At 62.1% G+C, this 25,409-nt stretch carries 18 protein-coding genes and 1 tRNA gene; 11 read left to right on the forward strand and 8 right to left on the reverse strand.

What is annotated here, in order from left to right; all coding sequences use genetic code 11:
• The first annotated feature begins 2 nt into the window (after positions 1–2).
• Positions 3–1,922 carry a PAS domain-containing sensor histidine kinase gene (locus tag PPUTUW4_RS12980; RefSeq protein ID WP_015095060.1) on the forward strand — a complete coding sequence of 640 codons (1,920 nt, stop codon included), beginning with the start codon at positions 3–5 and terminating at the stop codon, positions 1,920–1,922.
• Here PPUTUW4_RS12980 and PPUTUW4_RS12985 read toward each other — a convergent pair.
• Together PPUTUW4_RS12985 and PPUTUW4_RS12990 are read right to left on the reverse strand one after the other, a co-directional pair.
• Complete coding sequence (locus PPUTUW4_RS12985) at positions 1,900–3,261, reverse strand: sodium:proton antiporter (RefSeq protein ID WP_015095061.1); 1,362 nt, start codon at positions 3,259–3,261, stop codon at positions 1,900–1,902. The genes PPUTUW4_RS12980 and PPUTUW4_RS12985 overlap by 23 nt on opposite strands.
• Before the next feature lie 408 nt (positions 3,262–3,669).
• Positions 3,670–4,824, reverse strand: coding sequence for a PatB family C-S lyase (locus PPUTUW4_RS12990; RefSeq protein WP_041474860.1), 1,155 nt, complete (start codon positions 4,822–4,824; stop codon positions 3,670–3,672).
• Positions 4,825–5,178: 354 nt separating this feature from the next.
• Here PPUTUW4_RS12990 and fdnG point away from each other — a divergent pair, with 354 nt between their 5' ends.
• From fdnG to PPUTUW4_RS13030, 7 genes are all read left to right on the forward strand, one after another.
• A complete protein-coding gene (fdnG, locus tag PPUTUW4_RS13000; protein WP_144443095.1) occupies positions 5,179–8,244 on the forward strand; it encodes a formate dehydrogenase-N subunit alpha in 3,066 nt (1,021 codons plus the stop codon).
• Positions 8,245–9,180, forward strand: a complete 936-nt coding sequence (gene fdxH, locus PPUTUW4_RS13005; RefSeq protein ID WP_015095065.1) for a formate dehydrogenase subunit beta — start codon at positions 8,245–8,247, stop codon at positions 9,178–9,180.
• The gene (locus PPUTUW4_RS13010) at positions 9,177–9,842 is read left to right on the forward strand and encodes a formate dehydrogenase subunit gamma (RefSeq protein WP_015095066.1); all 666 of its coding nucleotides are present in this window, start codon (positions 9,177–9,179) and stop codon (positions 9,840–9,842) included. The genes fdxH and PPUTUW4_RS13010 overlap by 4 nt, the downstream gene beginning before the upstream one ends.
• A gap of 3 nt (positions 9,843–9,845) precedes the next feature.
• Complete coding sequence (gene fdhE / locus PPUTUW4_RS13015; RefSeq protein ID WP_015095067.1) at positions 9,846–10,772, forward strand: formate dehydrogenase accessory protein FdhE; 927 nt, start codon at positions 9,846–9,848, stop codon at positions 10,770–10,772.
• A gap of 51 nt (positions 10,773–10,823) precedes the next feature.
• Complete coding sequence (gene selA, locus PPUTUW4_RS13020) at positions 10,824–12,254, forward strand: L-seryl-tRNA(Sec) selenium transferase (protein WP_015095068.1); 1,431 nt, start codon at positions 10,824–10,826, stop codon at positions 12,252–12,254.
• Positions 12,251–14,158, forward strand: coding sequence for a selenocysteine-specific translation elongation factor (selB, locus tag PPUTUW4_RS13025; protein WP_015095069.1), 1,908 nt, complete (start codon positions 12,251–12,253; stop codon positions 14,156–14,158). The genes selA and selB overlap by 4 nt, the downstream gene beginning before the upstream one ends.
• Before the next feature lie 19 nt (positions 14,159–14,177).
• Positions 14,178–14,273, forward strand: a tRNA-Sec gene (locus PPUTUW4_RS13030).
• A 101-nt stretch (positions 14,274–14,374) separates the two neighbouring features.
• On the opposite strand, the gene PPUTUW4_RS13035 is transcribed toward PPUTUW4_RS13030, so the two are convergent.
• Together PPUTUW4_RS13035 and PPUTUW4_RS13040 are read right to left on the reverse strand one after the other, a co-directional pair.
• A complete protein-coding gene (locus tag PPUTUW4_RS13035; protein WP_015095070.1) occupies positions 14,375–14,665 on the reverse strand; it encodes a type II toxin-antitoxin system RelE/ParE family toxin in 291 nt (96 codons plus the stop codon).
• On the reverse strand, positions 14,658–14,903 hold the full coding sequence (locus PPUTUW4_RS13040; protein ID WP_015095071.1) for a type II toxin-antitoxin system ParD family antitoxin: 246 nt from the start codon (positions 14,901–14,903) through the stop codon (positions 14,658–14,660). Before PPUTUW4_RS13040 ends, PPUTUW4_RS13035 begins: the two co-directional genes overlap by 8 nt.
• A gap of 331 nt (positions 14,904–15,234) precedes the next feature.
• Here PPUTUW4_RS13040 and PPUTUW4_RS13045 point away from each other — a divergent pair, with 331 nt between their 5' ends.
• Entirely contained in the window at positions 15,235–15,966 is a 732-nt protein-coding gene (locus PPUTUW4_RS13045) for a hypothetical protein (protein ID WP_015095073.1), read from the forward strand.
• Between the two features lie 702 nt (positions 15,967–16,668).
• On the opposite strand, the gene PPUTUW4_RS13050 is transcribed toward PPUTUW4_RS13045, so the two are convergent.
• Positions 16,669–17,736 (reverse strand): alpha/beta hydrolase, encoded by a 1,068-nt coding sequence (locus PPUTUW4_RS13050; protein ID WP_015095074.1) that lies wholly within the window; start codon positions 17,734–17,736, stop codon positions 16,669–16,671.
• Between the two features lie 350 nt (positions 17,737–18,086).
• Here PPUTUW4_RS13050 and PPUTUW4_RS13055 point away from each other — a divergent pair, with 350 nt between their 5' ends.
• A complete protein-coding gene (locus PPUTUW4_RS13055; protein WP_015095075.1) occupies positions 18,087–18,905 on the forward strand; it encodes a DUF2092 domain-containing protein in 819 nt (272 codons plus the stop codon).
• Positions 18,906–18,921: 16 nt separating this feature from the next.
• The gene (locus tag PPUTUW4_RS13060; protein ID WP_015095076.1) at positions 18,922–19,695 is read left to right on the forward strand and encodes a hypothetical protein; all 774 of its coding nucleotides are present in this window, start codon (positions 18,922–18,924) and stop codon (positions 19,693–19,695) included.
• 33 nt (positions 19,696–19,728) lie between these two features.
• On the opposite strand, the gene acs is transcribed toward PPUTUW4_RS13060, so the two are convergent.
• From acs to PPUTUW4_RS13075, 3 genes are all read right to left on the reverse strand, one after another.
• Positions 19,729–21,681 (reverse strand): acetate--CoA ligase, encoded by a 1,953-nt coding sequence (gene acs / locus PPUTUW4_RS13065; RefSeq protein WP_015095077.1) that lies wholly within the window; start codon positions 21,679–21,681, stop codon positions 19,729–19,731.
• A gap of 78 nt (positions 21,682–21,759) precedes the next feature.
• Complete coding sequence (locus PPUTUW4_RS13070; protein ID WP_015095078.1) at positions 21,760–23,643, reverse strand: methyl-accepting chemotaxis protein; 1,884 nt, start codon at positions 23,641–23,643, stop codon at positions 21,760–21,762.
• A gap of 198 nt (positions 23,644–23,841) precedes the next feature.
• Entirely contained in the window at positions 23,842–25,362 is a 1,521-nt protein-coding gene (locus tag PPUTUW4_RS13075; protein WP_015095079.1) for an aldehyde dehydrogenase family protein, read from the reverse strand.
• Between the last annotated feature and the right edge of the window lie 47 nt (positions 25,363–25,409).

The raw sequence follows: 25,409 nt of genomic DNA on the forward strand, positions 1-25,409 counted from the left end.
CCATGAGCGAAGATCGAGCCAAGGTCAGTGCCATCGAAGACGGTCGTTTCCGGCTATTGATCGATGCGGTGATCGACTATGCGATCTACATGATTGATCCAGACGGCATCATTACCAGCTGGAATGCCGGCGCCAGGCGCTTCAAGGGGTATGAGGAGGCCGAGATCCTCGGTGAGCATTTCTCGCGTTTCTACACCGATGACGATCGCCGTGCCGGCTTGCCCCAGCGGACACTGGACACGGCGCTTGGTGAAGGGCGTTTCGAGGGCGAAGGCTGGCAGGTGCGCAAGGACGGCACTCATTTCTGGTCCCATGTGGTCATCGATCCGATCTTCGACCCGTCGGGCACCTTGCTGGGTTTCGCCAAGATCACCCGCGACCTGACCGATCGAAGAGTGGCCGAGGAAATCCTCAAGCAAAGCGAGCAGCAGTTCCGCCTGCTGGTGCAGAGCGTTACCGACTATGCGATCTACATGCTTTCGCCGGACGGACGCGTGAGCAACTGGAACCTTGGTGCCCAGCGCATCAAGGGTTACTTGCCGGAAGAAGTCATTGGCCAGCATTTTTCGATCTTCTATACCCCGGAGGATCGCGAAGCCCGCGAGCCACAAAGGACGCTGGATATCGCCAAGCGTGAAGGGCGCTTTGAAAACAAGGGCTGGCGGATGCGCAAGGACGGTACGCGGTTCCTCGCACACGTCATCGTCGATCCGATCTGGGGCGACACCGGCACCTTGCTCGGTTTTGCCAAGATTACCCGTGATATCACTGACGTCACGCAAGCGCAGCAGGTGCTGGAGCAAACCCGGGAGGCCTTGTTCCAGGCGCAGAAAATGCAGGCCATCGGCCAGCTCAGTGGTGGCATCGCTCACGATTTCAATAACCTGCTGACGGTGATCCTCGGCAATCTGGAAATCGTGCGCAAACGGGTGACGGATAACCCCAAATTAACCCGCTTGATCGACAACGCTACCCAGGGTGCCTTGCGCGGCGTTTCCCTGACCCAGCGCATGCTGGCGTTTGCCCGACGCCAGGAACTCAAGTCGGAACCTGTGCGGATACCGGCCTTGGTGGAAGGCATTTCCGGGCTGTTACGCAGTTCCCTGGGGCCTTCGGTGAGAATCGAAACGCGCTTTCCCGAAGATCTCGAACCGGTGCTGGCGGACCTCAATCAGCTGGAACTGGCCGTACTGAACCTGGCCACCAACGCCCGTGACGCCATGCCCAATGGCGGAACCATCAGCTTCAGCGCCAGAAACCGTGAAGTGACCGACACAGCCACCTCATCCCTGGCCCCGGGGTGCTACGTCTGCCTGAGCATTGCCGATACCGGCGAGGGCATGGATGAAACCACGCTGGTCTCGGCGATGGACCCGTTTTTCACCACCAAGGGCGTGGGTAAAGGCACGGGCCTGGGGTTGTCGATGGTTCACGGTTTTATTGAACAACTGGGCGGACGGTTCATCCTCAAAAGCCAGAAGGACCATGGCACGACCGCCGAACTCTGGTTGCCGGTCGCCACCGGTGATTCGCCCGTGCAACCGGTCGCCGAAACGCCGGCCGTGACGGGGCCTGGCCTGAGCGTATTGGTGGTGGACGATGACAGCCTGGTGTTGACCAGCACCTGCCTGCTGCTCGAGGACCTCGGGCATCGGGTCATCAGTGCGCCTTGCGGTGCCAGGGCGCTGGAACTGTTCAGCAGTGAACCGCAGATCGATCTGGTCATCACCGACATGGCCATGCCACAGATGAGTGGGGCACAACTGGCCAATGCCATCAGGAGCATGCGACCGGACGTGCCGATCATCCTCGCCACCGGTTATGCCGAGCGGCTGGAAGGCTTTGCCGCCCATCTGCCGCGTTTGCCGAAACCTTTTACCCAACTCAACCTGGTGGAAATCATTGCCTTGGCGATGAAGTGACGCGGCGGTTGTGCTGTTCATAGCGGGCCAGCATTGGCTGGGTGCTGATGCCGTGGACCAGAATGCTCAGGGCCACCACCGAGAGCGTCAGATCGGTACACAAGGTGGCCACCGAAGGCAACAGATCGTGGTTCAAGGCGTAGAACAGGTAGTAGAAACTGCCGATGCCGCGAATGCCGAACCAGCCGATCAACCAGCGTTGCGGGCCATTGAGCAGCGAACCCCACGGCATCAGCCAGACCGCCAGCGGGCGAATCATCCCGAACAGCACCAGTGCGAGCACCAGAGCCCGCCAGTCCCAGTGTGCAACCAACACGACCCCGAGCAAGGTGACCAGAAACACTTCCATGGCCCGTTCCACCAGGCTGCCGAACGATAGCATGTCGCCCATCATGATTCCGGCAGCGACTTGCGTGTCTTGCAGGTGGTCCACATTGCCGGCCACGGCCGCTTCGGGTTCGACATGCTGGTGACCGACCACCGCCTGGACCAGATGTTCGGCTGGTGCCTGGGTGTCACCGCTTGTCTTGACCTCGGCCTGGCGCAAGCCCAGGCCGGCGGCAAACACCGAGAGAAACCCGTAGCCCTGAATGGTTTCGGCCACGACATAGGCCAGTGCGATCAGGGCCAGGGCCAGATAATCATTGGGTGAGAAGGTGCTGTCGGCATTCTTGATGCGCATGAACAAGGTCAGGCGGCCAATGCCGCGCCCCATCCAGTAACCGGTCAACAGTCCGGCGGGCACGGCCCATAGCAGACTCTTGAGGATCCAGTCGTCGAGCCAGGCACCTGTATTGTCGCTGTGTTGCAGTAACAACAAGCCGAGGATCACGAAGGGGAATGCAATGCCATCGTTGAAACCGGCTTCACCGGTTAGCCCGAACCTGACCGGGTCGTAATCCTTGGCATCGCTGACCTGTACCAGAGAGGCCAGGACCGGATCGGTGGGCGCCAGAATCGACCCGATCAATAGCGACGGCCCCCACGGGAACCCAAACCCGAAATGCAGCAACAGGCTTACACCGGCAATGGTCAGGATCATCACCGGTCCCGCCAGGGCAAATGCCACCCGCCATCGGCGATCGCCCAGGGGCAGGCGCAACTTCAACCCGCAGACAAACAGCGAAAACAGTACCGCTACTTCCGATAGATGCTCCATCCAGAAAGCGGCATCCTTGATATCAAGCCTGAGCAAACCCAGGCCCGCCGGACCGATGGCGACGCCCAGTACCAGACACACCGCCGAAGTGGTGACCGGCATCCAGCGCAGGTACGACGAAGTCAGTGCCAGCGTCAGCAACACAGCCCCCAACACCGCCACCCAGGTAATGAAGCTCATGGTCCGGATCCCAAAAAACAACCGCCAGTGCAGGGCTATAGGTTGTTGAGCATCGCAGGCTTGGGTCGGTTCAATTTTTCAGAGACGCACAGAATCGGCTTGCCGCCCTGTGGGAGCGAGCCTGCTCGCGAAGGCGCAGTGTCAGGCGACTACATTGCCAACCGACAGGACGCCATCGCGAGCAGGCTCGCTCCCACAAGGGGGGACAGGTGTGGCAGGAGGGCTGGATCAGGCCTTGAGATGGCGCAAGCTGCGCTCCATCCGCGCGATGCAGATGACTTGTAGGAGCGAGCTTGCTCGCGATGGACGTAAACGATAACGCGTTCTGTCTGAATAAACGCGTTGCGCTGGCGTTCATCGCGGGCAAGCCCGCTCCCACAGGGATCCTGGTTGTTGTTGAGGGGCGGATCAGGCCTTGAGATGGCGCAAGCTGCGCTCCATCCGCGCGATGCCTTCTTCGAGCAGCGAGCGTGGGCAGCCGAAATTCAGGCGCACGAACTGCTTGCAGTCATCGCCGAAGTCCAGGCCGGCGCTCAAGCCGACCCTGGCCTGTTCGAGGAAGAACTGCTGCGGGTCGTCCAGCCCCAGTGCCGTGCAGTCGAGCCACGCCAGGTAGGTGCTTTGCGGCAGGTTCATGGTGATGCCCGGCAGGCGGGTGCGTATCGCTTCGGCGAGGAAATCGCGGTTGCCTTGCAGGTAAACCTTCAGTTCGGCCAGCCATGGCGCAGCTTCGCTGTAGGCGACGCGGGTGGCTTCCATGCCCAGCGGGTTGACGCTGTCGACCATGCCGCAACGGGCGTGGTTGACCTTCTCGCGCAGGTGGCGGTCCTGGATGATCATGAACGAGGTCTTCAGGCCGGCGATGTTGTAGGCCTTGCTCGCCGACATCAGCGTGATGGTGCGCTGGGCGACTTGCGGGCTCAGCGTGGCCATCGGAATGTGCTGGCGGCCGTCGAAGCACAACTCGGCGTGGATCTCGTCGGAAATGATCCAGGCATCATGCTCAAGGCAAATGTCGGCAATGGCTTGCAGCTCTGCGCGGGGGAAGGCTTTGCCCAGCGGGTTGTGCGGGTTGCTCAGCAGCAGTGCACCACCGCCTTGCAGCGACTGGCTCAGGGTATCCAGCGGCGTGCTGTAGGTGCCGTCGGCTTGCGCATCGAAATTCAGCTCGACCTTGTTAAGGCCCCAATGTCCGGGTGCGTGGCGCAGCGGCGGGTAGTTCGGCACCTGCACAACGACGTTCTGTTGCGATTGCACCAGGGCCTTCAACGCCATGTTGAAGCCCGACTCGACGCCCGGCAGGAAAATCAGCTCCTGGGGCTCAACACGCCAGGCGTATTTGTTCCAGAGGTCGGCAACGATAGCCTCGCGCAGGTCATCCTGGGCCACGCTGTAACCGACCATCGGGTGTTCCAGTCTTTTTTGCAGGGCCTGGATGATCACCGGCGGCGCGGCGAAATCCATGTCGGCAACCCACATCGGCAACACGTCCGCCGGGTAGCGGCTCCACTTGGTACTGCCGGTATTGTGGCGGTCGAACACCTGATCAAAATCGAAAGTCATGCGCAAATCTCGTAAAGGCCGGTTAATCATGCCGGCCATGATAAGCGCCAATCCCTGCAGGAGCGAGCTTGCTCGCGATGACTGACACCACACCCCTGTGGGAGCGGGCTTGCCCGCGAAGGGGCCGGCAGATCCAGCATGAGTGTTGGCTGACACTACGCCTTCGCGGGCAAGCCCGCTCCCACAGGTTTTGTGCCAATAGCCGGGCGCGCCGACTAACGCCCGACGGTCGGGTTCCATCGCAGATTCGACAGCATTGACTAAAGTTCAACTGTCGGCAGCCAGACTGCCGCTACCGTGGTTGTTCGAAAAAGCCCGGCCATGTACCGGGTTCCACCTGATCAGGAGTGCACGATGGATCTCAGCCGTCGTCAGTTCTTCAAGGTCGCCGGTATCGGCCTTGCAGGCTCTAGCCTGGGTGCGTTGGGCATGGCCCCGACGCTTGCCTTTGCCGAACAGGTGCGTCATTTCAAGCTCGCCCACACCCATGAAACCCGCAACACCTGCCCGTATTGCTCGGTCGGTTGCGGCTTGATCATGTACAGCCAGGGCGATGCGGCAAAGAATGTCGCGCAAAACATCATCCACATCGAAGGTGACGCCGACCACCCGGTCAACCGCGGCACCCTGTGCCCCAAAGGCGCGGGCCTGCTGGATTTCATTCACAGTCCCGGCCGCCTGCAATACCCGCAGGTGCGCAAGCCCGGCAGCACCGAGTGGACGCGCATCTCCTGGGATGAAGCCCTCGATCGCGTCGCCGACCTGATGAAGGCCGACCGCGACGCCAACTTCATCGAGAAGAACGAGCAGGGGCAAACGGTGAACCGCTGGCTCACCACCGGTTTCCTCGCGGCATCGGCGGCGTCCAATGAAGCGGGCTACATCACCCACAAGGTGGTGCGCAGCCTCGGCATGCTGGGGTTCGATAACCAGGCGCGTGTCTGACACGGCCCGACGGTGGCAAGTCTTGCCCCGACGTACGGCCGTGGTGCCATGACCAATACCTGGACCGATATCGCCAACGCGAATCTGGTTCTGGTGATGGGCGGCAACGCAGCAGAAGCGCACCCGTGCGGCTTCAAATGGGTGACCGAAGCCAAGGCGCACAACAAGGCGCGGCTGATCGTGGTCGACCCGCGTTTTACCCGCACGGCCTCGGTGGCCGACTATTACGCGCCGATCCGTACCGGCACCGACATCGCCTTCATGGGCGGGCTGATCAACTACCTGCTGACCGAGGACAAGATCCAGCACGAGTACGTGCGCAACTACACCGACGTGTCGTTCATCGTCAAAGCCGGCTATGGCTTCGAGGACGGGATTTTCAGCGGCTACGACGCGGCCAAGCGCCTCTACACCGACAAGTCCGGTTGGGGCTATGAGCTCGGTGAAGACGGTTTTGCCAAGGTCGACCCGACCCTGCAGGACCCGCGCTGCGTCTATCAGTTGATGAAGCAGCATTACAGCCGTTACACCAAGGAACTGGCGAGCCAGATCTGCGGCATGCCGGTCGATGCCATGCAGAAAATCTGGGAGGAAATCGCCACTTGCTCGCAACCGGGCAAGACCATGACCATCCTCTACGCGCTGGGCTGGACCCAACACTCGATTGGCGCGCAGATCATCCGCAGCGCGGCGATGGTGCAACTGCTGCTGGGCAACGTCGGCATGCCGGGCGGCGGCGTGAACGCCTTGCGCGGGCACTCCAATATCCAGGGGCTGACCGACCTGGGGCTGTTGTCCAACTCACTGCCGGGCTACCTCACGCTACCTGGCGATGCCGAACAGGATTACAACGCCTACATCGTCAAGCGTACGCAGAAGCCGTTGCGCCCGGGGCAACTGTCCTACTGGCAGAACTACAGCAAGTTTCACGTCAGCCTGATGAAATCCTGGTACGGCGCCAACGCCACCGTCGAGAACAACTGGGCTTACGAGTACCTGCCGAAACTGGACATCCCTCAATACGACATCCTCAAGGTGTTCGACCTGATGGGGCAAGGCAAGGTAAACGGCTACATGTGCCAGGGCTTCAACCCGATCGCCGCGCTGCCCGATAAAAACCGCGTGATGGCGGCTCTGGCCAAGTTGAAATGGCTGGTGGTGATGGACCCGCTGGCCACTGAGACTTCCGAGTTTTGGCAAAAGGTCGGGCCGTACAACGACGTGAACAGCGCCGACATCCAGACCGAAGTGATCCGCCTGCCCACCACCTGTTTTGCCGAGGAAGACGGTTCGCTGGTCAACAGCAGCCGCTGGCTGCAATGGCACTGGAAAGGCGCTGACGGCCCCGGCGAAGCGCGCACCGACGTACGGATCATGAGCGAATTGTTCCTGCGTCTGCGCCAGCGTTATCAGGCCGATGGCGGCGCGTATCCCGACCCGCTGCTCAAGTTGACGTGGCCGTACAAGATCGCCGACGAACCTTCGCCGGAGGAACTGGCCAAGGAGATCAACGGCTCGGCGACTACCGACTTCACCGACGCCACCGGCGCGGCGATCAAGGCCAACGCGCAACTGGCCGGTTTCGGCCAGCTCAAGGATGACGGCAGTACGGCCTCCGGTTGCTGGATTTTCTGTGGCAGCTGGACCGAACTGGGCAACCAGATGGCCCGCCGCGACAACAACGACCCCTATGGCATGCACCAGCATCAGGGCTGGGCCTGGGCCTGGCCGGCCAACCGTCGGATTCTCTACAACCGCGCCTCGGCGGACCTGCAAGGCAAACCGTGGGATCCGAAAAAACGCCTGGTGTGGTGGAACGGCAAAGCCTGGGCCGGCACCGATGTGCCGGACTACAAGGCCGACGTGCCGCCGGAAGCCGGGATGAATCCGTTCATCATGAACCCCGAAGGCGTGGCGCGATTCTTCGCCGTCGACAAGATGAACGAAGGTCCGTTTCCCGAGCACTACGAGCCGTTCGAGACACCGATCGGCATCAATCCGCTGCACCCGCAAAACAAGAAAGCCACCAGCAACCCGGCAGCGCGGATCTTCGATTCGGTCTGGGACACCCTCGGGGTGGCCAAGGATTACCCGTACGCCGCCACCAGTTACCGGCTGACCGAGCATTTCCACTTCTGGAGCAAGCATTGCAAGCTCAACGCAATTACCCAACCGGAGCAATTCGTCGAGATCGGCGAAGTGCTGGCCAAGGAAAAAGGCATAGTCGCAGGCGATAAGGTACGGGTCAGCAGCAAGCGTGGCTTCATCGAAGCGGTGGCGGTGGTGACCAAGCGGATTCGTCCGCTGCAGGTCAACAACCAGGTGGTGCACCAGATCGGCATTCCGCTGCACTGGGGCTTTACCGGGCTCACGCGACACGGTTACCTGACCAACACCCTGGTGCCGTTCCTCGGCGATGGCAACACACAGACCCCGGAATCCAAGTCATTCCTGGTCAACGTGGAGAAAGTCTAAATGGCCAGCCAAGACATCATTGCCCGCTCGGCCACCACTACACCCGCACCCTCGGTGCGCGGCATGGAGGAAGTCGCCAAGCTGATCGATACCACCAAATGCATTGGCTGCAAGGCCTGCCAGGTTGCCTGCTCGGAATGGAACGAGCTGCGCGATGAGGTCGGCCATAACCACGGTACCTACGACAACCCGCAGGACCTCACTGCACAAACCTGGACGCTGATGCGCTTCACCGAGCACGAGACCGACGCCGGTAACCTGGAATGGCTGATCCGCAAGGACGGCTGCATGCACTGCGCCGAGCCCGGTTGCCTGGCGGCATGCCCCAGCCCCGGGGCGATCATCAAGCACGCCAACGGCATCGTCGATTTCGATCAGGACCACTGCATCGGTTGTGGCTACTGCATCACCGGGTGTCCGTTCAACATTCCACGGATCTCGCAAAAGGATCACAAGGCCTACAAGTGCACCCTGTGCTCGGACCGGGTGGCGGTCGGGCTGGAACCGGCCTGCGTGAAAACCTGCCCGACCGGTGCCATCGTGTTCGGCTCCAAAGACGACATGAAGGAGCACGCCGCCGAACGCATCGTCGATCTGAAAAGCCGCGGCTTTGAAAACGCCGGCCTGTACGACCCCGAAGGCGTTGGCGGCACCCACGTGATGTACGTGCTGCACCATGCCGATACGCCAAGAGTGTATGCGGGCTTGCCCGATCACCCGGCGATCAGCCCGTTGGTAGGGCTGTGGAAAGGCATCAGTAAACCCCTGGCGCTGCTGGCCATGGGCGCGGCGGTGCTGGCCGGGTTCTTCCACTACGTGCGGGTCGGCCCGCAAATCGTCGAAGAGGATGAACATCCCGAGCCGCCGGACAACGCCGTGCACGAAGTCGATCCGTCGGTGCATACCTTCGATCCCCGCGGGGAGGGCAGGTCATGAGCAACAAGACGATCCTGCGCTACACCAGCAACCAGCGCACCAATCACTGGCTGGTGGCGATTCTGTTCCTCATGGCGGGGCTGTCCGGGCTGGCGCTGTTCCACCCGGCATTGTTCTGGCTGAGCAACCTGTTCGGCGGCGGGCCATGGACACGCATCCTGCACCCGTTCATGGGCGTGCTGATGTTCCTGCTGTTCCTTGGCCTGGTGTTTCGCTTCGGGCGCGCCAACTACTTCATCGCCAACGATCGCCTGTGGCTCAAGCGCATCGACCGGGTGATGAAAAATGAAGAGGAGGGCGTCCCGCCCATCGGCAAATACAACCCCGGGCAGAAGCTGCTGTTCTGGACTTTACTGCTGTGCATGCTGGTGCTGTTGTTCAGCGGGCTGGTGATCTGGCGAGCCTACTTCAGCGAGTATTTCGGCATCACCACGATACGCTGGGCGATGTTGCTGCATGCGCTGGCCGGTTTCGTGCTGATCCTGAGCATCATTGTGCACATCTACGCCGGCATCTGGATCAAGGGCTCGGTCAGCGCCATGGTGCACGGCCGGGTCAGCCGCGCCTGGGCCAGGAAGCACCACGAACTCTGGTATCGCCAAGTGACTCAAGATGAGACCCGCGACGAAGCGCCTACGCGACCGATCACCAAAAAGGGCTGACCTTTGCCAACCATCCTTGAACCTGGAGAAATCGAAGCGGCGGCCAGTTCGCCGCCGTTTCTGTACCTGCCACCGCCCAACCTGTTCAGCCTGCGCGCCCAGCGCCTGGAAGGGTTGGCCGAAGGGCACCCGTTGGCCGATTACCTGCGCCTGATTGCCGGGTTGTGCCGGGTGCAGCAACAGGTGCTGGACGATCCGCCGCTTGGCGAGCCTCTGGACCGGCAGCGCATCGAATTGTGCCAGCAGCACGGCTTGCCGCCCTTTGCGGCCGACAGCCTGGCGCGCGAAGACGACTGGCAGCTTTACCTCGATGCCTTGTTGCAGCGCTATGGCGCACCGCCACAATCCGCCGTGGCCGATGCCGTGGACACCTTGCGCCTGGCCGGTGCCGGGCAACGCCGCGCCTGGGCTGTGGCACTGGTCAGCGGCCAGTATTCGCTGGTACCGGCGGCGCTGGTGCCGTTTCTCGGTGCGGCGCTGCAAACAGCCTGGAGCCACTGGCTCTTGAGTACGCCGAACCTGGCACTGACACCCGGCGACAGCCTCAGCCAGTGCCCGGCCTGTGGCTCGCCGGCCATGGCCGGGGTCATCCGCCATCGCGGCAAGCACAATGGCTTGCGTTATCTGGTCTGTTCGCTGTGCGCCTGCGAGTGGCACGTGGTGCGGGTCAAGTGCGTGTATTGCGAGCAGAGCAAGGGCCTGGAATACCTCAGCCTTGAAGATGATCGCCATGCCGCCAACCAGGCGCCGTTGCGCGCCGAAGTCTGCCCCGGTTGCAACAGCTATCTGAAGTTGCTCTATCTGGAAAACGATGCGCATGCCGAAGCGTTGTCGGCAGACCTGTCCAGCCTGATGCTCGACATGCGCCTGGCCCAGGACGGCTATCAGCGCCTGGCGCCGAATCTGCTGCTGGCGCCGGGAGACGAATAAACGCAGCGTCTACACTCTGGCGCGAGGGTCATTCGTTTCCAGGAGTGCCAGATGTCTGCACGCGGTGCCAGCCCATCCCTGCGTCTACCTTCCATCGACAGTCTGTTGCGTCACCCCGCGTGCCGGCCGCTGACCGAGCGCCATGGACGCGACGCCTTGCTGGGTGCCTTGCGGCTTTTGCTGGATGAGATGCGCGAAGGGGCTCGGCAGGGTTTGCTCGAACCTGTAGAAGTCAGCGCCGAGGTGCTGGCAGGCCGGGTCGGCGAGCGATTGGCCATCCAGCATCGCAGCCATGTGCGGCGTGTGTTCAACCTCACCGGCACGGTGCTGCACACCAACCTCGGGCGGGCGTTGTTGCCCGAAGAGGCGATCGAGGCGGTGCAAATGGCCGCGCGTTATCCGCTCAACCTTGAGTTCGACCTGCGCAGCGGCAAGCGCGGCGATCGCGACGACCTGATCGAAGGCTTGATCCGCGAACTGACCGGCGCCGAAGCGGTGACCGTGGTCAACAACAATGCCGCCGCGGTACTGCTGACCCTCAACAGCCTGGGGGCGCGCAAGGAGGGGATTATTTCCCGGGGCGAACTGATTGAAATCGGCGGCGCCTTCCGCATTCCCGACATCATGGCCCGTGCCGGTGTAAAGCTCGTCGAGGTGGGCACCACCAACCGCACCCATGCCCGCGACTACGAGGCCGCCATCGGCCCGCGCAGCGGTTTGATCATGCGGGTGCACGCGAGCAACTACAGCATTCAAGGCTTCACCACGAGCGTGCCGACCGCGGAACTGGCGCAACTGGCACGCCGGCACGGCTTGCCGCTGCTCGAGGACCTCGGCAGCGGCAGTCTGCTGGACTTGACCCGCTGGGGGCTGCCCGCCGAACCGACGGTGCGCCAGGCGCTGCTCGATGGCGCGGACATCGTGACCTTCAGTGGCGACAAACTGCTCGGCGGCCCGCAAGCGGGGCTGATTGTCGGTCGCAAGGACCTGATCGCCAGGATCAAGAAAAACCCGCTCAAGCGTGCGCTGCGGGTCGACAAAATGACCCTGGCGGCCCTGGAAGCGGTGCTGGGTCTATACCGAAACCCGGACCGGCTGGCCGAGCGTTTGCCGAGCCTGCGCCTGTTGACCCGACCACAGGCCGATATCCTCTCCCAGGCTGAGCGCTTGCAGCCGGCGCTGGCCCAGGTGCTGGGTGACGGCTGGAGCGTCAGTGCCATCCCGTCACTGGGCATGATCGGCAGCGGCAGCCAACCGGTGGCGCGGCTGGCCAGCGCGGCGCTGTGTATTCGCCCACTCACGTCGAAGCGTTTGCGCGGGCGATCCTTGCTGAATCTGGAAGAGGCCTTTCGCGCCTTGCCGATTGCGGTGCTCGGGCGCATTGACGATGACGCCCTGTGGCTGGACCTGCGGCAGCTGGACGACGAGTCGGCCTGGCTGACGCAGCTCGATCAATTGCAGGTGGAGGGCCGGGCAGGGTGATTGTCGGCACCGCAGGACACATCGACCATGGCAAGACGGCGCTGCTCCAGGCGTTGACGGGGCAAGCGGGCGACCGGCGCCGGGAGGAGCGTGAGCGCGGCATGACCATCGACCTCGGCTACCTGTATGCCGCGCTGGAGCCGGGGACGCCACTGACCGGTTTCATCGACGTTCCCGGCCATGAACGTTTCACCCACAACATGCTGGCCGGGGCACAGGGCATCGATCTGGTGTTGCTGGTGGTGGCCGCCGATGACGGGGTGATGCCGCAAACCCGCGAGCACCTGGCGATCGTCGAGTTGCTCGGCATCCCGCGGGCGCTGGTGGCGATCAGCAAGTGCGATCGGGTCGACAGCGCCAGGGTGCAAGACGTGCGTGAGCAAATCCGTACCTTGCTGGCGCCCGGACCCTATGCCGATGCGCCGCTGATTGCACTGTCGAGCGTGACCGGCGAGGGCATCGAAACTTTGCGCAAGGCGTTGCTCGATGCCCAGCGTGAAGTACAGCAGCGCAACACCGAAGGTGGTTTTCGCCTGGCGATCGATCGGGCCTTCAGCGTGGCCGGGGCCGGTATCGTGGTGACCGGCACGGCGCTGTCCGGCCAGGTCGCGGTAGGCGATACCTTGCTGTTGGGGCCACAAGGCAAGCCGGTGCGCATTCGCGGCCTGCACGCGCAAAACCAGGCCGCCGAACACGCCTGTGCCGGCCAGCGCGTGGCGTTGAACCTGAGTGCCGAACGGCTGGCGCTGGAGCACATCCACCGCGGTCACTGGTTGCTCGCCGACGGCTTGTACGCGCCCACCCAACGCCTGGACATCGACATGCAGTTGCTTGCCGGCGAATCCCGGGCCTTCGAACACTTTCAACCGGTGCACGTGCACCTCGGCACCCAGGACGTCACCGGCAGAGTCGCCTTGCTTGAAGGCGCCAGCCTGGCGCCCGGTGGGCGGATGTTTGCACAACTGCTGCTCAATACGCCGGTGCACGCGGTGAAAGGCGATCGGCTGATCCTGCGCGACCAGAGTGCCCAACGTACCTTGGGCGGCGGTCGGGTACTCGATCCGTTCGCACCGACCCGGCAACGCCGCAGCCCCGAACGCTTGGCGCAGCTGACGGCGCTGGCGAGCAGCACCAGGCTGGAGGATGTTTTACCGGCATTGCTGGCCCACAGCGACACCGGGCTCGATCCGCAGCGCCTGGAGCGGCAGTTCAACCGACCGCGCAGCCGTTGGGTATTACCCGCTGACGTGCGCTTGATCGACACCCGCCAGGGCGCGTTGCTGTTCAGTGCCAGCCGTTGGCAGGGCTTGAAGGCCGCCGTGCTGGAACAGCTCGCACGCTTTCATCAACTGGAGCCGGACCAGATGGGGCCGGATCGGGATCGCTTGCGCCGATTTGCCGGCAGCACTCAAGAACGCGCGACATTCATCAGCTTGCTCGACGAGTTGCTGGCCAGCGGCGACATCGCCAGCAGTGGCCCGTGGTTGCATCTGCCCGGGCACCAGGTGCGCTTGAGCGAAGAGGACGAAGCCCTATGGCTGCAATTGCAACCGCTGTTCGAGCAGGCCGCATTCGACCCGCCGTGGGTGCGCGACCTGGGGCATGAGGAAGCGGCTGTGCGCGGGTTGCTGCGCAAAATGGCGCGCCTGGGCCTGATGCATCAAGTGGTGCGCGACCTGTTTTATACCGACAGCATGATTCGCCGATTGGCGGCTATGCTGTTGCAACTGGCGGACACCAACCCGGTGATCCAGGTGACGGCGTTTCGTGATGCGGTGGGCCTGGGGCGCAAGCGCAGTATCCAGATACTGGAATACTTCGACCGCATCGGCCTGACCCGGCGATTCGGCGATCGTCGCCAGGTTCGCCCGGACAATGCGTTGGCCCAGCGCAATGAGCCCTGATTCAGGGAAACGAATTCAAGGAAGGCAATCGCGCCCGGTGGCGCGGCCGGGCTTCAAACCCGGTTGGGGACGGCATCCGTTCCCGGGCAGGTTCGACTCCGGCTGCCTTCCGCCAATCACTCCCAGGCTTGCTGACTCAAGCGAGCCTGCTCGCGATGGGGATTGGTCGAAGCAATACATTCGTCCAGTTTTTACACGGGGTTGCGAAATGGATCGTTAGAGCTTGCGCTGCGCTTCCATCCGGTCATGAAGGACCCTGATGATCGCAATTCCGTACGCAGTGATTCGAAAATAGATCATGTGCCGCTCCACACTGCAGCGCCGATAACCAGGACGGATAGTGTCGCAGGCTGGCGCTTTTTTCGGGTGCTCGGCCAATTGCGCAAATGCTGAGGTAAGGATGTCAATGTAGCGATTGGCCTGATCCAGGCCCCACTGGCGAGCGGTATAACTCCAGATTGCCTCAAGGTCGCCCTCTGCGGCAGGCGTTAGACGATATTCAGCCATGCGCGGCTAACATTCGCTGTTTGAATGCAACTGGATCGAATGGGCGAGGTTTTCCGCTGGATTCACCTTCCCGAAGGGCGGCACGAATCGTTTCGAGTTCAGCGCTGCGTTCCTGTTCACGACGGATCAGATCGCGAATATATTCGCTGTCGTTGGTGTAATGGCCCGCTTCTATCTGCGCTTTGATCCAGTTGTCTTGCTGGTCAGTCACGGTGATGGTTTTTCGTACGGTTCCCATGATCGGGGCTCCACGGAGATGGTCGACTGCGTGCAACTTATCATACTATTGGTGCGGTATCGAGCAGGTCTACTGTAGGAGCGAGCTTGCTCGCGATGGTCGTTAACGATAACGCTTGTTTTCCGGATAAACGCGGCGCTCTCGAGACCATCGCGAGCAAGCTCGCTCCTACAGGAGTCCACCCGCAGTCAATTGTTTTTCCGAGAGCCTTTGTAGCCACGGCAATGCGCTCGTCTGAATCCGGTTGTCCATCGGCCGGTCCGGCACGCGGCCGGCTATCCATTATTCTGATAGTGATGCAAGCACTAACGGACGAGGAGGGGACGCAATCATGCCTGCCCAGGATCGCGAACTGCTGGACCGGATACTGACCGCTCATGGCGGCCTGGCGCGCTGGAACAGTTTCAATAAGGTCTGCGCCACGATCGTCACCGGCGGGTCGCTCTGGGGCATGAAAGGGTTGACCCAGGACAGCGCGCCACGCCAGATGACCGTGTGGCTGCATGAACAAAGAGCCTCGGTGACACCCTTCGGTGCACCGGGGCAATTCACGGCCTATACGCCGAACCGAATTGCCATCGAGAATACCGCGGGCAAGGTGATTGCCGAGCGCCAGGCACCCCGGGCATCCTTCAAGGGCCACGGGGAACACACGGCCTGGGACCCGTTGCACCGGGCCTACTTCAACGGCTATGCGATGTGGTCCTACCTGACCATGCCCTTCCTGTTCACCTTGCCGGGCGTAACCAGCGAGGAAATCGAGCCCTTGCAAGAGGGCGCCGAGCTCTGGCGGCATTTGCGGGTGCACTTCCCCGACAGCATCGCAACCCACAGCGCCATCCAGGACTTCTACTTCAGCGATGACTTTCTGCTGCGCCGCCACGACTACAACGTCGATGTGAGCGGTGGCATGCCCGCTGCCCAACTGGTTTATGACTACGTCCAGGCCGACGGCTTGCGCATGCCGGGCAAGCGGCGAGCCTATCGGCGCAAGGCCGATGGGCAGGTCAACAAGGAGGCGTTGCTGGTGTCGATCGACTTGAGCGAGATCCATTACTCGTAGCAAACCAATGGCAGGAAACTGTAGGAGCCAGCCTGCTGGCGATGGTCTCAAACGCGCCACGCTCATCCAGTTCACCCGCGCTATCGTTGACGACCATCGCAGGCAAGCCAGCTCCCACAAAGGACCGTGCCCACGCTGAAACTGTAGGAGCCAGCCTGCTGGCGATGGACTCAAATGCGCCGCGTTCATCCAGTTCACCCGCGTTATTGTTAACGACCATCGCAGGCAAGCCAGCTCCCACAAAGGACCGTGCCCACGCTGAAACTGTAGGAGCCAGCCTGCTGGCGATGGACTCAAATGCGCCGCGTTTATCCAGCTCATACGCGTAATCGTTAACGACCATCGCAGGCAAGCCAGCTCCCACAAGGGGTCATGCCCGCGCTAAAACTGTAGGAGCCAGCCTGCTGGCGATGGACTCCAATGCGCCGCGTTCATCCAGTTCACCTGCGTTATTGTTAACGACCATCGCAGGCAAGCCAGCTCCCACAAAGGACCGTGCCCACGCTGAAACTGTAGGAGCCAGCTTGCTGGCGATGGACTCAAGCGCGCTGCGTTTATCCAGCTCATACGCGTTATCGTTAACGCCCATCGCAGGCAAGCCAGCTCCCACAAGGGACCGTGCCCACGCTGAAACTGTGGGAGCGAGCTTGCTCGCGATGGACTCAAGCGCACCGCGTTTGCTACTGGATAAATACGCGAAGGTTAAAGATGATCCGCATCGATCACAGCCTTGGCGAACGCCTGCGGATCTTCCTGCGGCAGGTTGTGGCCGATGCCGCCGTTGATCAGCCGGAACTCGTATTTGCCGGTGAAGCGCTTGGCATAGTCTTCGGGGGCCGGGTGCGGTGCGCCGTTGGCATCGCCTTCAAGGGTAATGGTCGGCACGCTGATGGACGGCGCCGTGGCCAGCTTCTGCTCCAGCGCTTCGTAGCGGCTTTCACCCTGGACCAGGCCCAGGCGCCAGCGGTAGTTGAACACGGTGATGTCGACATGATCGGGGTTGTCCAGCGCCTTGGCGCTGCGGTCGAAAGTGGCGTCATCGAACGCCCATTTCGGCGAAGCCAGTTGCCAGATCAGCTTGGCGAAGTCGTGGGTGTTTTTCGCGTAACCGGCGCGACCGCGGTCGGTGGCGAAGTAGAACTGATACCACCACTGCAGTTCCGCCTTGGGTGGCAGCGGGTTCTTGCCGGCCGCCTGGTTGCCGATCAGATAACCGCTGACCGAGACCAGCGCCTTGACCCGCTCCGGCCACAGCGCCGAGACAATGCCGGCCGAACGCGCACCCCAGTCATAACCACCGAGCACCGCTTGCTTGATCTTCAGGGCATCCATGAAGTCGATGACATCACTGGCCAGCGCAGCCGGCTGGCCATTGCGCAGGGTCTTGTCGGAGAGGAAATGCGTATCGCCATAGCCGCGCGCATAGGGCATCAGTACCCGGTAGCCCTTGGCGGCGAGCAACGGCGCGACTTCGTCATAGCTGTGAATGTCGTACGGCCAGCCGTGCAGCAGGATCACCACCGGTCCGTCGGCCGGGCCGGTTTCGGCGTACGCCACGTCCAGCAGCCCGGCGTTGACATGCTTGAGCGGGCCGAACGGCGAGGGCGCCGCCTGAGTGGTTTGGGCTGGGGGCGCAGCCGGCTGCACGGTGGCGGCCGTTTGCGCATGAGCTGCGCCGAGCACACCGAACAGGGTGAGGGCGAGGATCGATGGGCCGACCAGGTGGCGGCGAGTCTTGCCGGTGTTGCTGTTGCGCAGTGCCATCTTCATGGGATGTCTCCATTACCAGCCATGGGGCAGGGATCGGTCTGAGCCCCTGCAAACCTTGCTTGCATTGAAACGCGGCAACGTATCCGGCCTGTGTCCAGGCGCCGGCCGGATGAAAGTCTGTGTATCGGGAAGTCGCACTGACACAGTGTGATACACAGCGGCGTCATGCGTGGGTCGTGCTGCCGAGCGTACGCCTCGCGAGGTTCGCGCTGCTGTAGCCTTTGCGCGGGTTTCTGACCGGATTTGTTCAAACTATTTTCCCGAATGCATGGCAATCACCCTGTAACTGAGCTTTTCTAATGACTCTGACGACCCGTGATCGCCCCGCAGGTTTCCGTGGAGAACAATCGATGCCTACCTTCCAAACGCCTGTCCGGTTGTTCGGTCTCGGTCTAGCCATAGGTCTATTCGCCATCCCGCTGCACGCCGCACAAGCACCCTCTGCCAATCCGCCTGCGGTGCAATTGGAACCCAGGGCGCTGGAGGTTCTAAAGGGCATGAGTGCCAGGCTCGCGGGCACTCAGGGCATGAGTTTCAAAGCCGTCACGACCTACGAAAAGCCCAGCCGGCTAGGGCCTCCCCTGGCCTATGGCACGGTGGACCTGGTCAACGTGCAACGACCGGATCGCCTTCGTGTGCTGACTTCCGGCGACGGCCCGGCCACCGAGTTTTACTACGACGGCAAACAAGCCTATGCCTTCGAACGTAAAGGCAACTTGCTGGCCCAGGCGGACGCACCGCCTACCATTGATGCGACCCTGGAGGCCGCGTACCAGCGTGCCGCGATCTACTTTCCGTTCACCGACGTGATCGTCGCCGATCCCTACAAGGATTTGTCCCGGGACCTGCGTGTGGCGTTCTACGTCGGCCAAAGCACGGTGGTCGGTGACACCACCACCGATGTGATCGCCTACACCAGCGACAGCGTGTTCGTCCAGGCGTGGATCGGCGTGCAGGACAAGCTGCCACGCCGGTTGCGCGCCGTGTTTCTCGATGATCCGACACGATCCCGGCATCAAGTCGATTTCAGTGACTGGAAGCTCCAGTCGGCGATGCCTGTCGATTTTTTCAGGCCTGACCACATCGAAACGGCCCACCGCATTCAGTTTGCCCCACCGCCCGATCTTCGTGCCCCGCAGGGGGTAAAAGAGCCCGTGGCGAAACCCTGAACAAGGAGACTGACCCATGAACAGATCTACCTTGAAATTCGCCGGCCTGCTTGTCGCTGTGCTCACCTGCGACCAGGCAGCGGCCTGGTACCACGCTTCCGGCTTCGGACGCACTTACGGAGGAGGGGGCTCATGGAGTCATTCGGGTGAATACGGCTCGGCGTCGGGCGGTGGCGGCAGTTGGAGTGGCGAAACCAATCGCGGCGGCTCGGCTTCCGGAGGTGATGGGAGCTGGAGCGGCACAGGCTATCGCGGCGGCACGGCGTCCGGTGGCGAGGGCTCCTGGCACGGCACGGGCGCGGAAGGTGGAACGGCTTCGGGTGGCGAAGGTGCCTGGCATGCGCAGGGTGCAAATGGCGCCACCGCCGCCGGCTATCACGCGGATGGCTATGGCACGACGGCTTACCGCCCCCCTATTTATGGCACAACCACCTACCGTGCCGTGCCTTACGGGACCGCTTACTACCATCCACCAACCGCCGTGATTGCCAGCAGTGGCTGCTACAACTGTGGTTATAACGAGGGGGTCAATCCGGCCGCTGCCGCTGCGGCGGGCGTGGTCGTCGGTGAAGCAGCAGCGACGGTCGCCGACCAGAACGCCAGCTATAACGCCGGCATGGTGGCTTCCGCCCCACCGACAATGCCCATGGGCGCGACGTACGCCTCACTGCCCCAAGGCTGTGGCTTGATAAGTTTCTCCAATACCACGTACTACCAGTGCGGCAATTCCTGGTTGCGACCGTCCTTTGGCGCCAACGGCGTTTATTACACCGTCGTGCCGATGCCTTGAGCCTCTGGCGGCTCATAGATGGGGCCCGAACTGTCAGGCGACGTTCATGCTGCGGTGCGTGTTGACCAGGTTCAGCACGACGCCCGGATCTGCCAGGGTGGAGATATCCCCCAACCCATCATATTCCGACGCCGCAATCTTGCGCAGAATCCGCCGCATGATCTTGCCCGAACGGGTCTTCGGCAGCCCCGGCGCCCACTGGATCACATCCGGCGAGGCAATCGGCCCGATCTCCTTGCGCACCCAGTTCTTCAGCTCCAGGCGCAGCTGCTCGTTCGGCTCCTCGCCGTTTTTCAGGGTGACATAGACATAAATGCCCTGCCCCTTGATGTCGTGCGGCACACCGACCACCGCCGCCTCGGCGACTTTCGGGTGGGCGACCATCGCGCTTTCGATCTCGGCGGTGCCCATGCGGTGGCCGGAGACGTTGAGCACGTCGTCCACGCGACCGGTGATCCAGTAATAGCCATCGGCATCGCGACGGGCGCCGTCACCGGTGAAGTACATGCCGCGGAAGGTCTTGAAGTAGGTGTCGACGAAGCGATCATGGTCGCCAAACAGCGTACGCGCCTGGCCTGGCCACGAATCGAGAATCACCAGGTTGCCCTCGGCCTCGCCTTCGATGATGTTGCCCAGGTTGTCCACCAGGGCCGGCACCACGCCGAAGAACGGACGCGCCGCCGAGCCTGGCTTGAGGGCGTGAGCGCCCGGCAGCGGGCTCATCATGTTGCCGCCGGTTTCGGTCTGCCACCAGGTGTCGACGATCGGGCAGCGGGACTTGCCGACGTTCTTGTAGTACCAGTCCCAGGCTTCCGGGTTGATCGGCTCGCCCACCGAGCCCAATAAGCGCAGGCTGCTGCCATCGGCACCTTCAACAGCGGCGGTGCCCGAGGCCATCATGGCGCGGATCGCGGTCGGTGCCGTGTAAAGGATGTTGACCTTGTGTTTGTCGACGATCTTCGCCACCCGGGTGATGTCCGGGTAGTTCGGCACGCCTTCGAACAGCAGGGTGGTCGCGCCGTTGGCCAGCGGGCCGTAGACGATGTAGCTGTGGCCGGTGACCCAGCCGACGTCGGCGGTGCACCAGTAGATCTCGCCCGGACGGTAGTCGAACACGCGCTCGTGGGTCATGGCGGCGTACAGCAGGTAGCCGCCGGTGGTGTGCTGCACGCCCTTCGGCTTGCCGGTGGAACCCGAGGTGTAAAGGATGAACAGCGCCTCTTCGGCACCCATCTCTTTCGGCGCGCACACGGTGCCGGCCACTTTCATCAGGTCCTCGAACCAGATGTCGCGGTGCTGGTTCCACTTGATCTGGCCACCGGTGCGCTTGCACACGATGACTTTCTGGATGCTGCTGGTTTCCGGGTTGGTCAGCGCGTCGTCGACGTTGGCCTTGAGCGGGATCTTCTTGCCGGCACGAATGCCTTCGTCGGCGGTGATCACCACTTTGGATTTGCAGTCGATGATGCGACCGGCCAGGGCTTCCGGCGAGAACCCGCCGAACACCACCGAGTGAATCGCGCCGATCCGGGTGCAGGCGAGCATGGCGACCACGGCTTCGGGGATCATCGGCATGTAGATCGTCACCACGTCGCCGCGGTGCACATCCTGGCCGCGCAGGGCGTTGGCGAACTTGCAGACTTGTTCGTGCAACTCGCGGTAGGTGATGTGGCGGCTTTCGGCAGGGTCATCGCCTTCCCAGATGATCGCGACCTGGTCGCCGCGCTCGGCCAGATGACGGTCGAGGCAGTTGTAGGACACGTTCAGGGTGCCGTCGGCGAACCACTTGATGTCGACATGGTCGTCGAAGGAGGTCTGCTTCACCGTGGTGAAAGGCTTGATCCAGTCGAGGCGCTTGGCTTGCTCGCGCCAGAAGCCGTCGGGGTTGACGACCGACTGCTGGTACATGGCCTTGTAGGTCGCCTCGTCGGTCAGGGTGTTGGCCAGAACCTCGGGACGAACGGGATACAGGGAAGCCGCACTCATCTTTCTTACCTCGGTGGAATAGTTGTTTTTGTGATCTGTTACGGGTTTGCAGCTCAAGCATTCGGGCAAATGCAACATTCAAATCCGGAAGCGACTCAGTAGTTTGTCCTGCTGGCCGACGTGGTCGACCATGACCAGGCACTGGCGAACCTGTTTGTCCGCACTGCCGGACACTTCAAGACTGATGTCGCGGATATTGGTGGTGTTGCGGTTGATTTCTTCGGTCGTGGCGCTTTGTTCTTCTGCGGCCGCGGCAATCTGCAGGTTCATGTCATTGATGCGGTAAATGGCCAGGCGTATGCGTTCGAGGGTGTCATTGGCGGCGTTGGCATCCCCGGCCGTTTTGCTGGCCGTGTCGCGGCTCTGTTGCATGCGTGCCTGGGCATGTTTTACCCCGGTCTGCAGCTGGTCGATCATCTCGCGTATTTCCTGGGTGGATTGCTGGGTGCGCGAGGCCAGGGAGCGCACCTCATCGGCTACGACCGCAAACCCGCGTCCCGATTCGCCGGCACGGGCCGCCTCGATGGCGGCATTGAGGGCCAGCAGATTGGTCTGGTCAGCGATGCTGGTGATGACCGCCACAATCGATTCAATGCTTTGACTGAGAGTGGACAAGTCATTGATCGCATGACCGGTGGCGTCCATCTCCTCGGCCAAGCGCTTGATGGCCCCGGTAGACCGGGAGACCAGAGCGACGCCGTCGGCGGTTTCTTCGTTAGCCGCGATGGCCGCTTCGGCAGCGGTTTGCGCGTTGCGCGCGACATCCTCGGCGGTCGAGGCCATCTCGGTCATGGCGGTGGCCAGTTGATCCAGTTCCTGCAATTGCACCTGTACGCGGTTGGCGGCCTGATCCGCTTCGCATGAGGTCGCGGTGGTGCTCTCGCGGACCTGTAGCGAGCTGTTTTTCACGTCGCCAATGAGCGCCTTGAGATTGTGCAGGAACTGGTTGAACTCCCCGGCGACCAGCGCAATTTCATCATTGCCGACCACGGGCAGCTGGCGGGTCAGGTCGCCTTCACCGCGATTGATGTCTGCCAGCGAGTCCTTCAGTTGTTCCAGTGGCCGCAGCAGTCGCCTGACCAGCAGGCCCAACACCAGCAGGCTGAGCAGCACGCCCAGGCCGGTACCGATCACGGCTCGCCAACTCAGGGTATGCGCCGCGGCCATGACGATGTCCTGGTCCAGGACCACGCCGATGTACCAGTCCATCCCGTTGAGACCGGAGAGCGGGATGAAGGACACCAGGAGGGATTTCCCGCCGCTGCTCACCTCTTGAAGCTGAGCGTCGAGGGGCAGAGCGCTCCCGGCAAAAAGCTGACTGTAGGGCTTGCCGTTCAGTTCGGCGTCCGGGTGGGAAATGATGTTGCCGCTTTTGCTGAGCAGGAACGCATAACCGGCCCCGCCGAAATCCAGGGTATTGATGGCATCGGCCACCGTAGTCAGGCGGATGTCACCGCCAAACACCCCGAGCAACTGTCCCGCGTCGCTGATCCGGGCGACGGCCGAGATCAGGATTTCACCCGTGGTGGAGTCCTTGTAGGGTTCGGTCAGTACGGCTTGGCTGCCGGTCTTTCCAGTCGCGTACCAGGGACGGGTGCGACCGTCATAGTCGGGTTTCGGATTCCACGCCGCCGTATTCTTGATGGGCTTTCCATCTGACTCAAGGGCGCCAAACACCAGCTTGAATTCGTCTTTGAGAATGGGCGAATCGATGATCCGTTGGGTCGTTTGCACACTGTACTGGCGATCGATCGCCTGGGAGGCCAGGTCCATCAGATGAAGCTTGCCGTTCAGCCAGTTTTCGATCTGACGTGCCACCGCATTGCTCGATTCGGCAATGCTCGCCTCGACCTGGTGACGCAAAATGCTACGGATCTGCTCTACCTGAACCAGCGATAGAAGACTGGTGGTCACCAACAGCACACAAGCAGCCACAAGGCTCACCTTGTAACGGATTTTCATCGAGGGCTCCAAAGGGGCGATCAAGGGGAACAGAAAAATCTCAGGTCAGTGAGGACGCCTTCGCGAGCAGGCTCGCTCCCACAGGGTTATGGGGTGAAATCACTATTGAGGAGCCGGCCCGGATCCACTGTGGGAGCGAGCCTGCTCGCGAAGGCGGTAGAAAGGGCGATGCAGTGTTAAGTGCATCGCCCCCGCTGCTTAGAAGAAGCCCAACGGATTGATGTCGTAGCTCACCAGCAGGTTTTTGGTCTGCTGATAGTGATCAAGCATCATCTTGTGGGTTTCACGGCCGACGCCGGACTTCTTGTACCCGCCGAACGCGGCGTGCGCCGGGTACAGGTGGTAGCAGTTGGTCCACACACGACCGGCCTTGATGGCGCGGCCCATGCGGTAGGCGCGATTGATGTCGCGGGTCCAGAGGCCGGCGCCGAGGCCGAACTCGGTGTCGTTGGCGATGGCCAGGGCTTCGGCTTCGTCCTTGAAGGTGGTGATGCTCACCACCGGGCCGAAGATTTCTTCCTGGAACACGCGCATCTTGTTGGTGCCCTTGAGCAGCGTCGGCTGGATGTAATACCCGCTCGCCAGGTTGCCCTCGAGTTTTTCCACCTTGCCGCCGGTCAGCAACTCGGCCCCTTCGCCCTTGGCGATTTCCAGGTACGAAAGGATCTTGTCGAATTGCTGCTCGGACGCCTGGGCGCCGACCATGGTGTCGGTGTCCAGCGGGTCGCCGCGTTTGATTTGCAGGACCTTCTTCATCACCACTTGCATGAACTCGTCGTAGATCGACTCCTGCACCAGAGCGCGGGACGGGCAGGTGCAGACTTCGCCCTGGTTGAAGAACGCCAGCACCAGGCCTTCGGCGGCTTTCTCGATGAAGGACGGTTCGGCCTTCATGATGTCTTCGAAGAAGATGTTCGGCGACTTGCCACCCAGCTCCACGGTGGACGGAATGATGTTTTCGGCGGCGCATTTCATGATGTGCGAGCCGACCGGGGTCGAGCCGGTGAAGGCGATCTTGGCGATGCGTTTGCTGGTGGCCAGGGCTTCGCCGGCTTCTTTGCCGAAGCCTTGCACGATGTTCAGCACGCCCGGTGGCAGCAGGTCGCCGATCAGTTCGACCAGCACGGTGATGCCCAGCGGGGTCTGCTCGGCGGGCTTGAGCACCACGCAGTTACCGGCAGCCAGGGCCGGGGCGAGTTTCCACGCGGCCATCAGGATCGGGAAGTTCCACGGGATGATCTGGCCGACCACGCCCAACGGCTCATGGAAGTGATAGGCCGCGGTGTGTTCGTTGATTTCCGCCGAGCTGCCTTCCTGCGCGCGGATGCAACCGGCGTAGTAGCGGAAGTGGTCCACGGCCAGCGGGATGTCGGCGTTCAGCGTTTCACGCACGGCCTTGCCGTTGTCCCAGGTTTCAGTGACGGCCAGCAGTTCGAGGTTCTGCTCGATGCGGTCGGCGATTTTCAGCAGCGCCAGCGAGCGGTCCTGCACCGAGGTCTTGCCCCAGGCATCGGCAGCTGCGTGGGCAGCGTCCAGGGCCTTGTCGATGTCTTCGGCCGTGGAGCGGGGAAACTCGGCAATAGGTTGACCATTCACCGGCGAGGTGGTGGTGAAGTACTGACCTTTGACCGGCGCGACGAACTCACCGCCGATGTAGTTGCCGTAGCGGGACTTGAAGGAAACGATGGCACCGGCCGTGCCTGGTTGGGCGTAGTTCATGATCGGGTTCTCTTGTTGTTTTGGGGTGTGACCGCCCACAGGACGGT

It is taken from the genome of Pseudomonas sp. UW4 (genome assembly GCF_000316175.1).
GTDB lineage: Bacteria > Pseudomonadota > Gammaproteobacteria > Pseudomonadales > Pseudomonadaceae > Aquipseudomonas > Aquipseudomonas laurylsulfatiphila.

Coding starts and splice junctions, on each gene's coding strand:
- PPUTUW4_RS13045 (WP_015095073.1), top strand. CDS start 15,235: ATGCCTGCCCAGGATCGCGAACTGCTGGACCGGATACTGACCGCTCAT.
- PPUTUW4_RS13035 (WP_015095070.1), bottom strand. CDS start 14,665: ATGGCTGAATATCGTCTAACGCCTGCCGCAGAGGGCGACCTTGAGGCA.
- selA (WP_015095068.1), top strand. CDS start 10,824: ATGTCTGCACGCGGTGCCAGCCCATCCCTGCGTCTACCTTCCATCGAC.
- PPUTUW4_RS13060 (WP_015095076.1), top strand. CDS start 18,922: ATGAACAGATCTACCTTGAAATTCGCCGGCCTGCTTGTCGCTGTGCTC.
- PPUTUW4_RS13040 (WP_015095071.1), bottom strand. CDS start 14,903: ATGGGAACCGTACGAAAAACCATCACCGTGACTGACCAGCAAGACAAC.
- PPUTUW4_RS13055 (WP_015095075.1), top strand. CDS start 18,087: ATGCCTACCTTCCAAACGCCTGTCCGGTTGTTCGGTCTCGGTCTAGCC.
- PPUTUW4_RS13075 (WP_015095079.1), bottom strand. CDS start 25,362: ATGAACTACGCCCAACCAGGCACGGCCGGTGCCATCGTTTCCTTCAAG.
- PPUTUW4_RS12985 (WP_015095061.1), bottom strand. CDS start 3,261: ATGAGCTTCATTACCTGGGTGGCGGTGTTGGGGGCTGTGTTGCTGACG.
- PPUTUW4_RS13010 (WP_015095066.1), top strand. CDS start 9,177: ATGAGCAACAAGACGATCCTGCGCTACACCAGCAACCAGCGCACCAAT.
- PPUTUW4_RS12990 (WP_041474860.1), bottom strand. CDS start 4,824: ATGACTTTCGATTTTGATCAGGTGTTCGACCGCCACAATACCGGCAGT.
- PPUTUW4_RS13050 (WP_015095074.1), bottom strand. CDS start 17,736: ATGAAGATGGCACTGCGCAACAGCAACACCGGCAAGACTCGCCGCCAC.
- PPUTUW4_RS12980 (WP_015095060.1), top strand. CDS start 3: ATGAGCGAAGATCGAGCCAAGGTCAGTGCCATCGAAGACGGTCGTTTC.
- acs (WP_015095077.1), bottom strand. CDS start 21,681: ATGAGTGCGGCTTCCCTGTATCCCGTTCGTCCCGAGGTTCTGGCCAAC.
- PPUTUW4_RS13070 (WP_015095078.1), bottom strand. CDS start 23,643: ATGAAAATCCGTTACAAGGTGAGCCTTGTGGCTGCTTGTGTGCTGTTG.
- fdxH (WP_015095065.1), top strand. CDS start 8,245: ATGGCCAGCCAAGACATCATTGCCCGCTCGGCCACCACTACACCCGCA.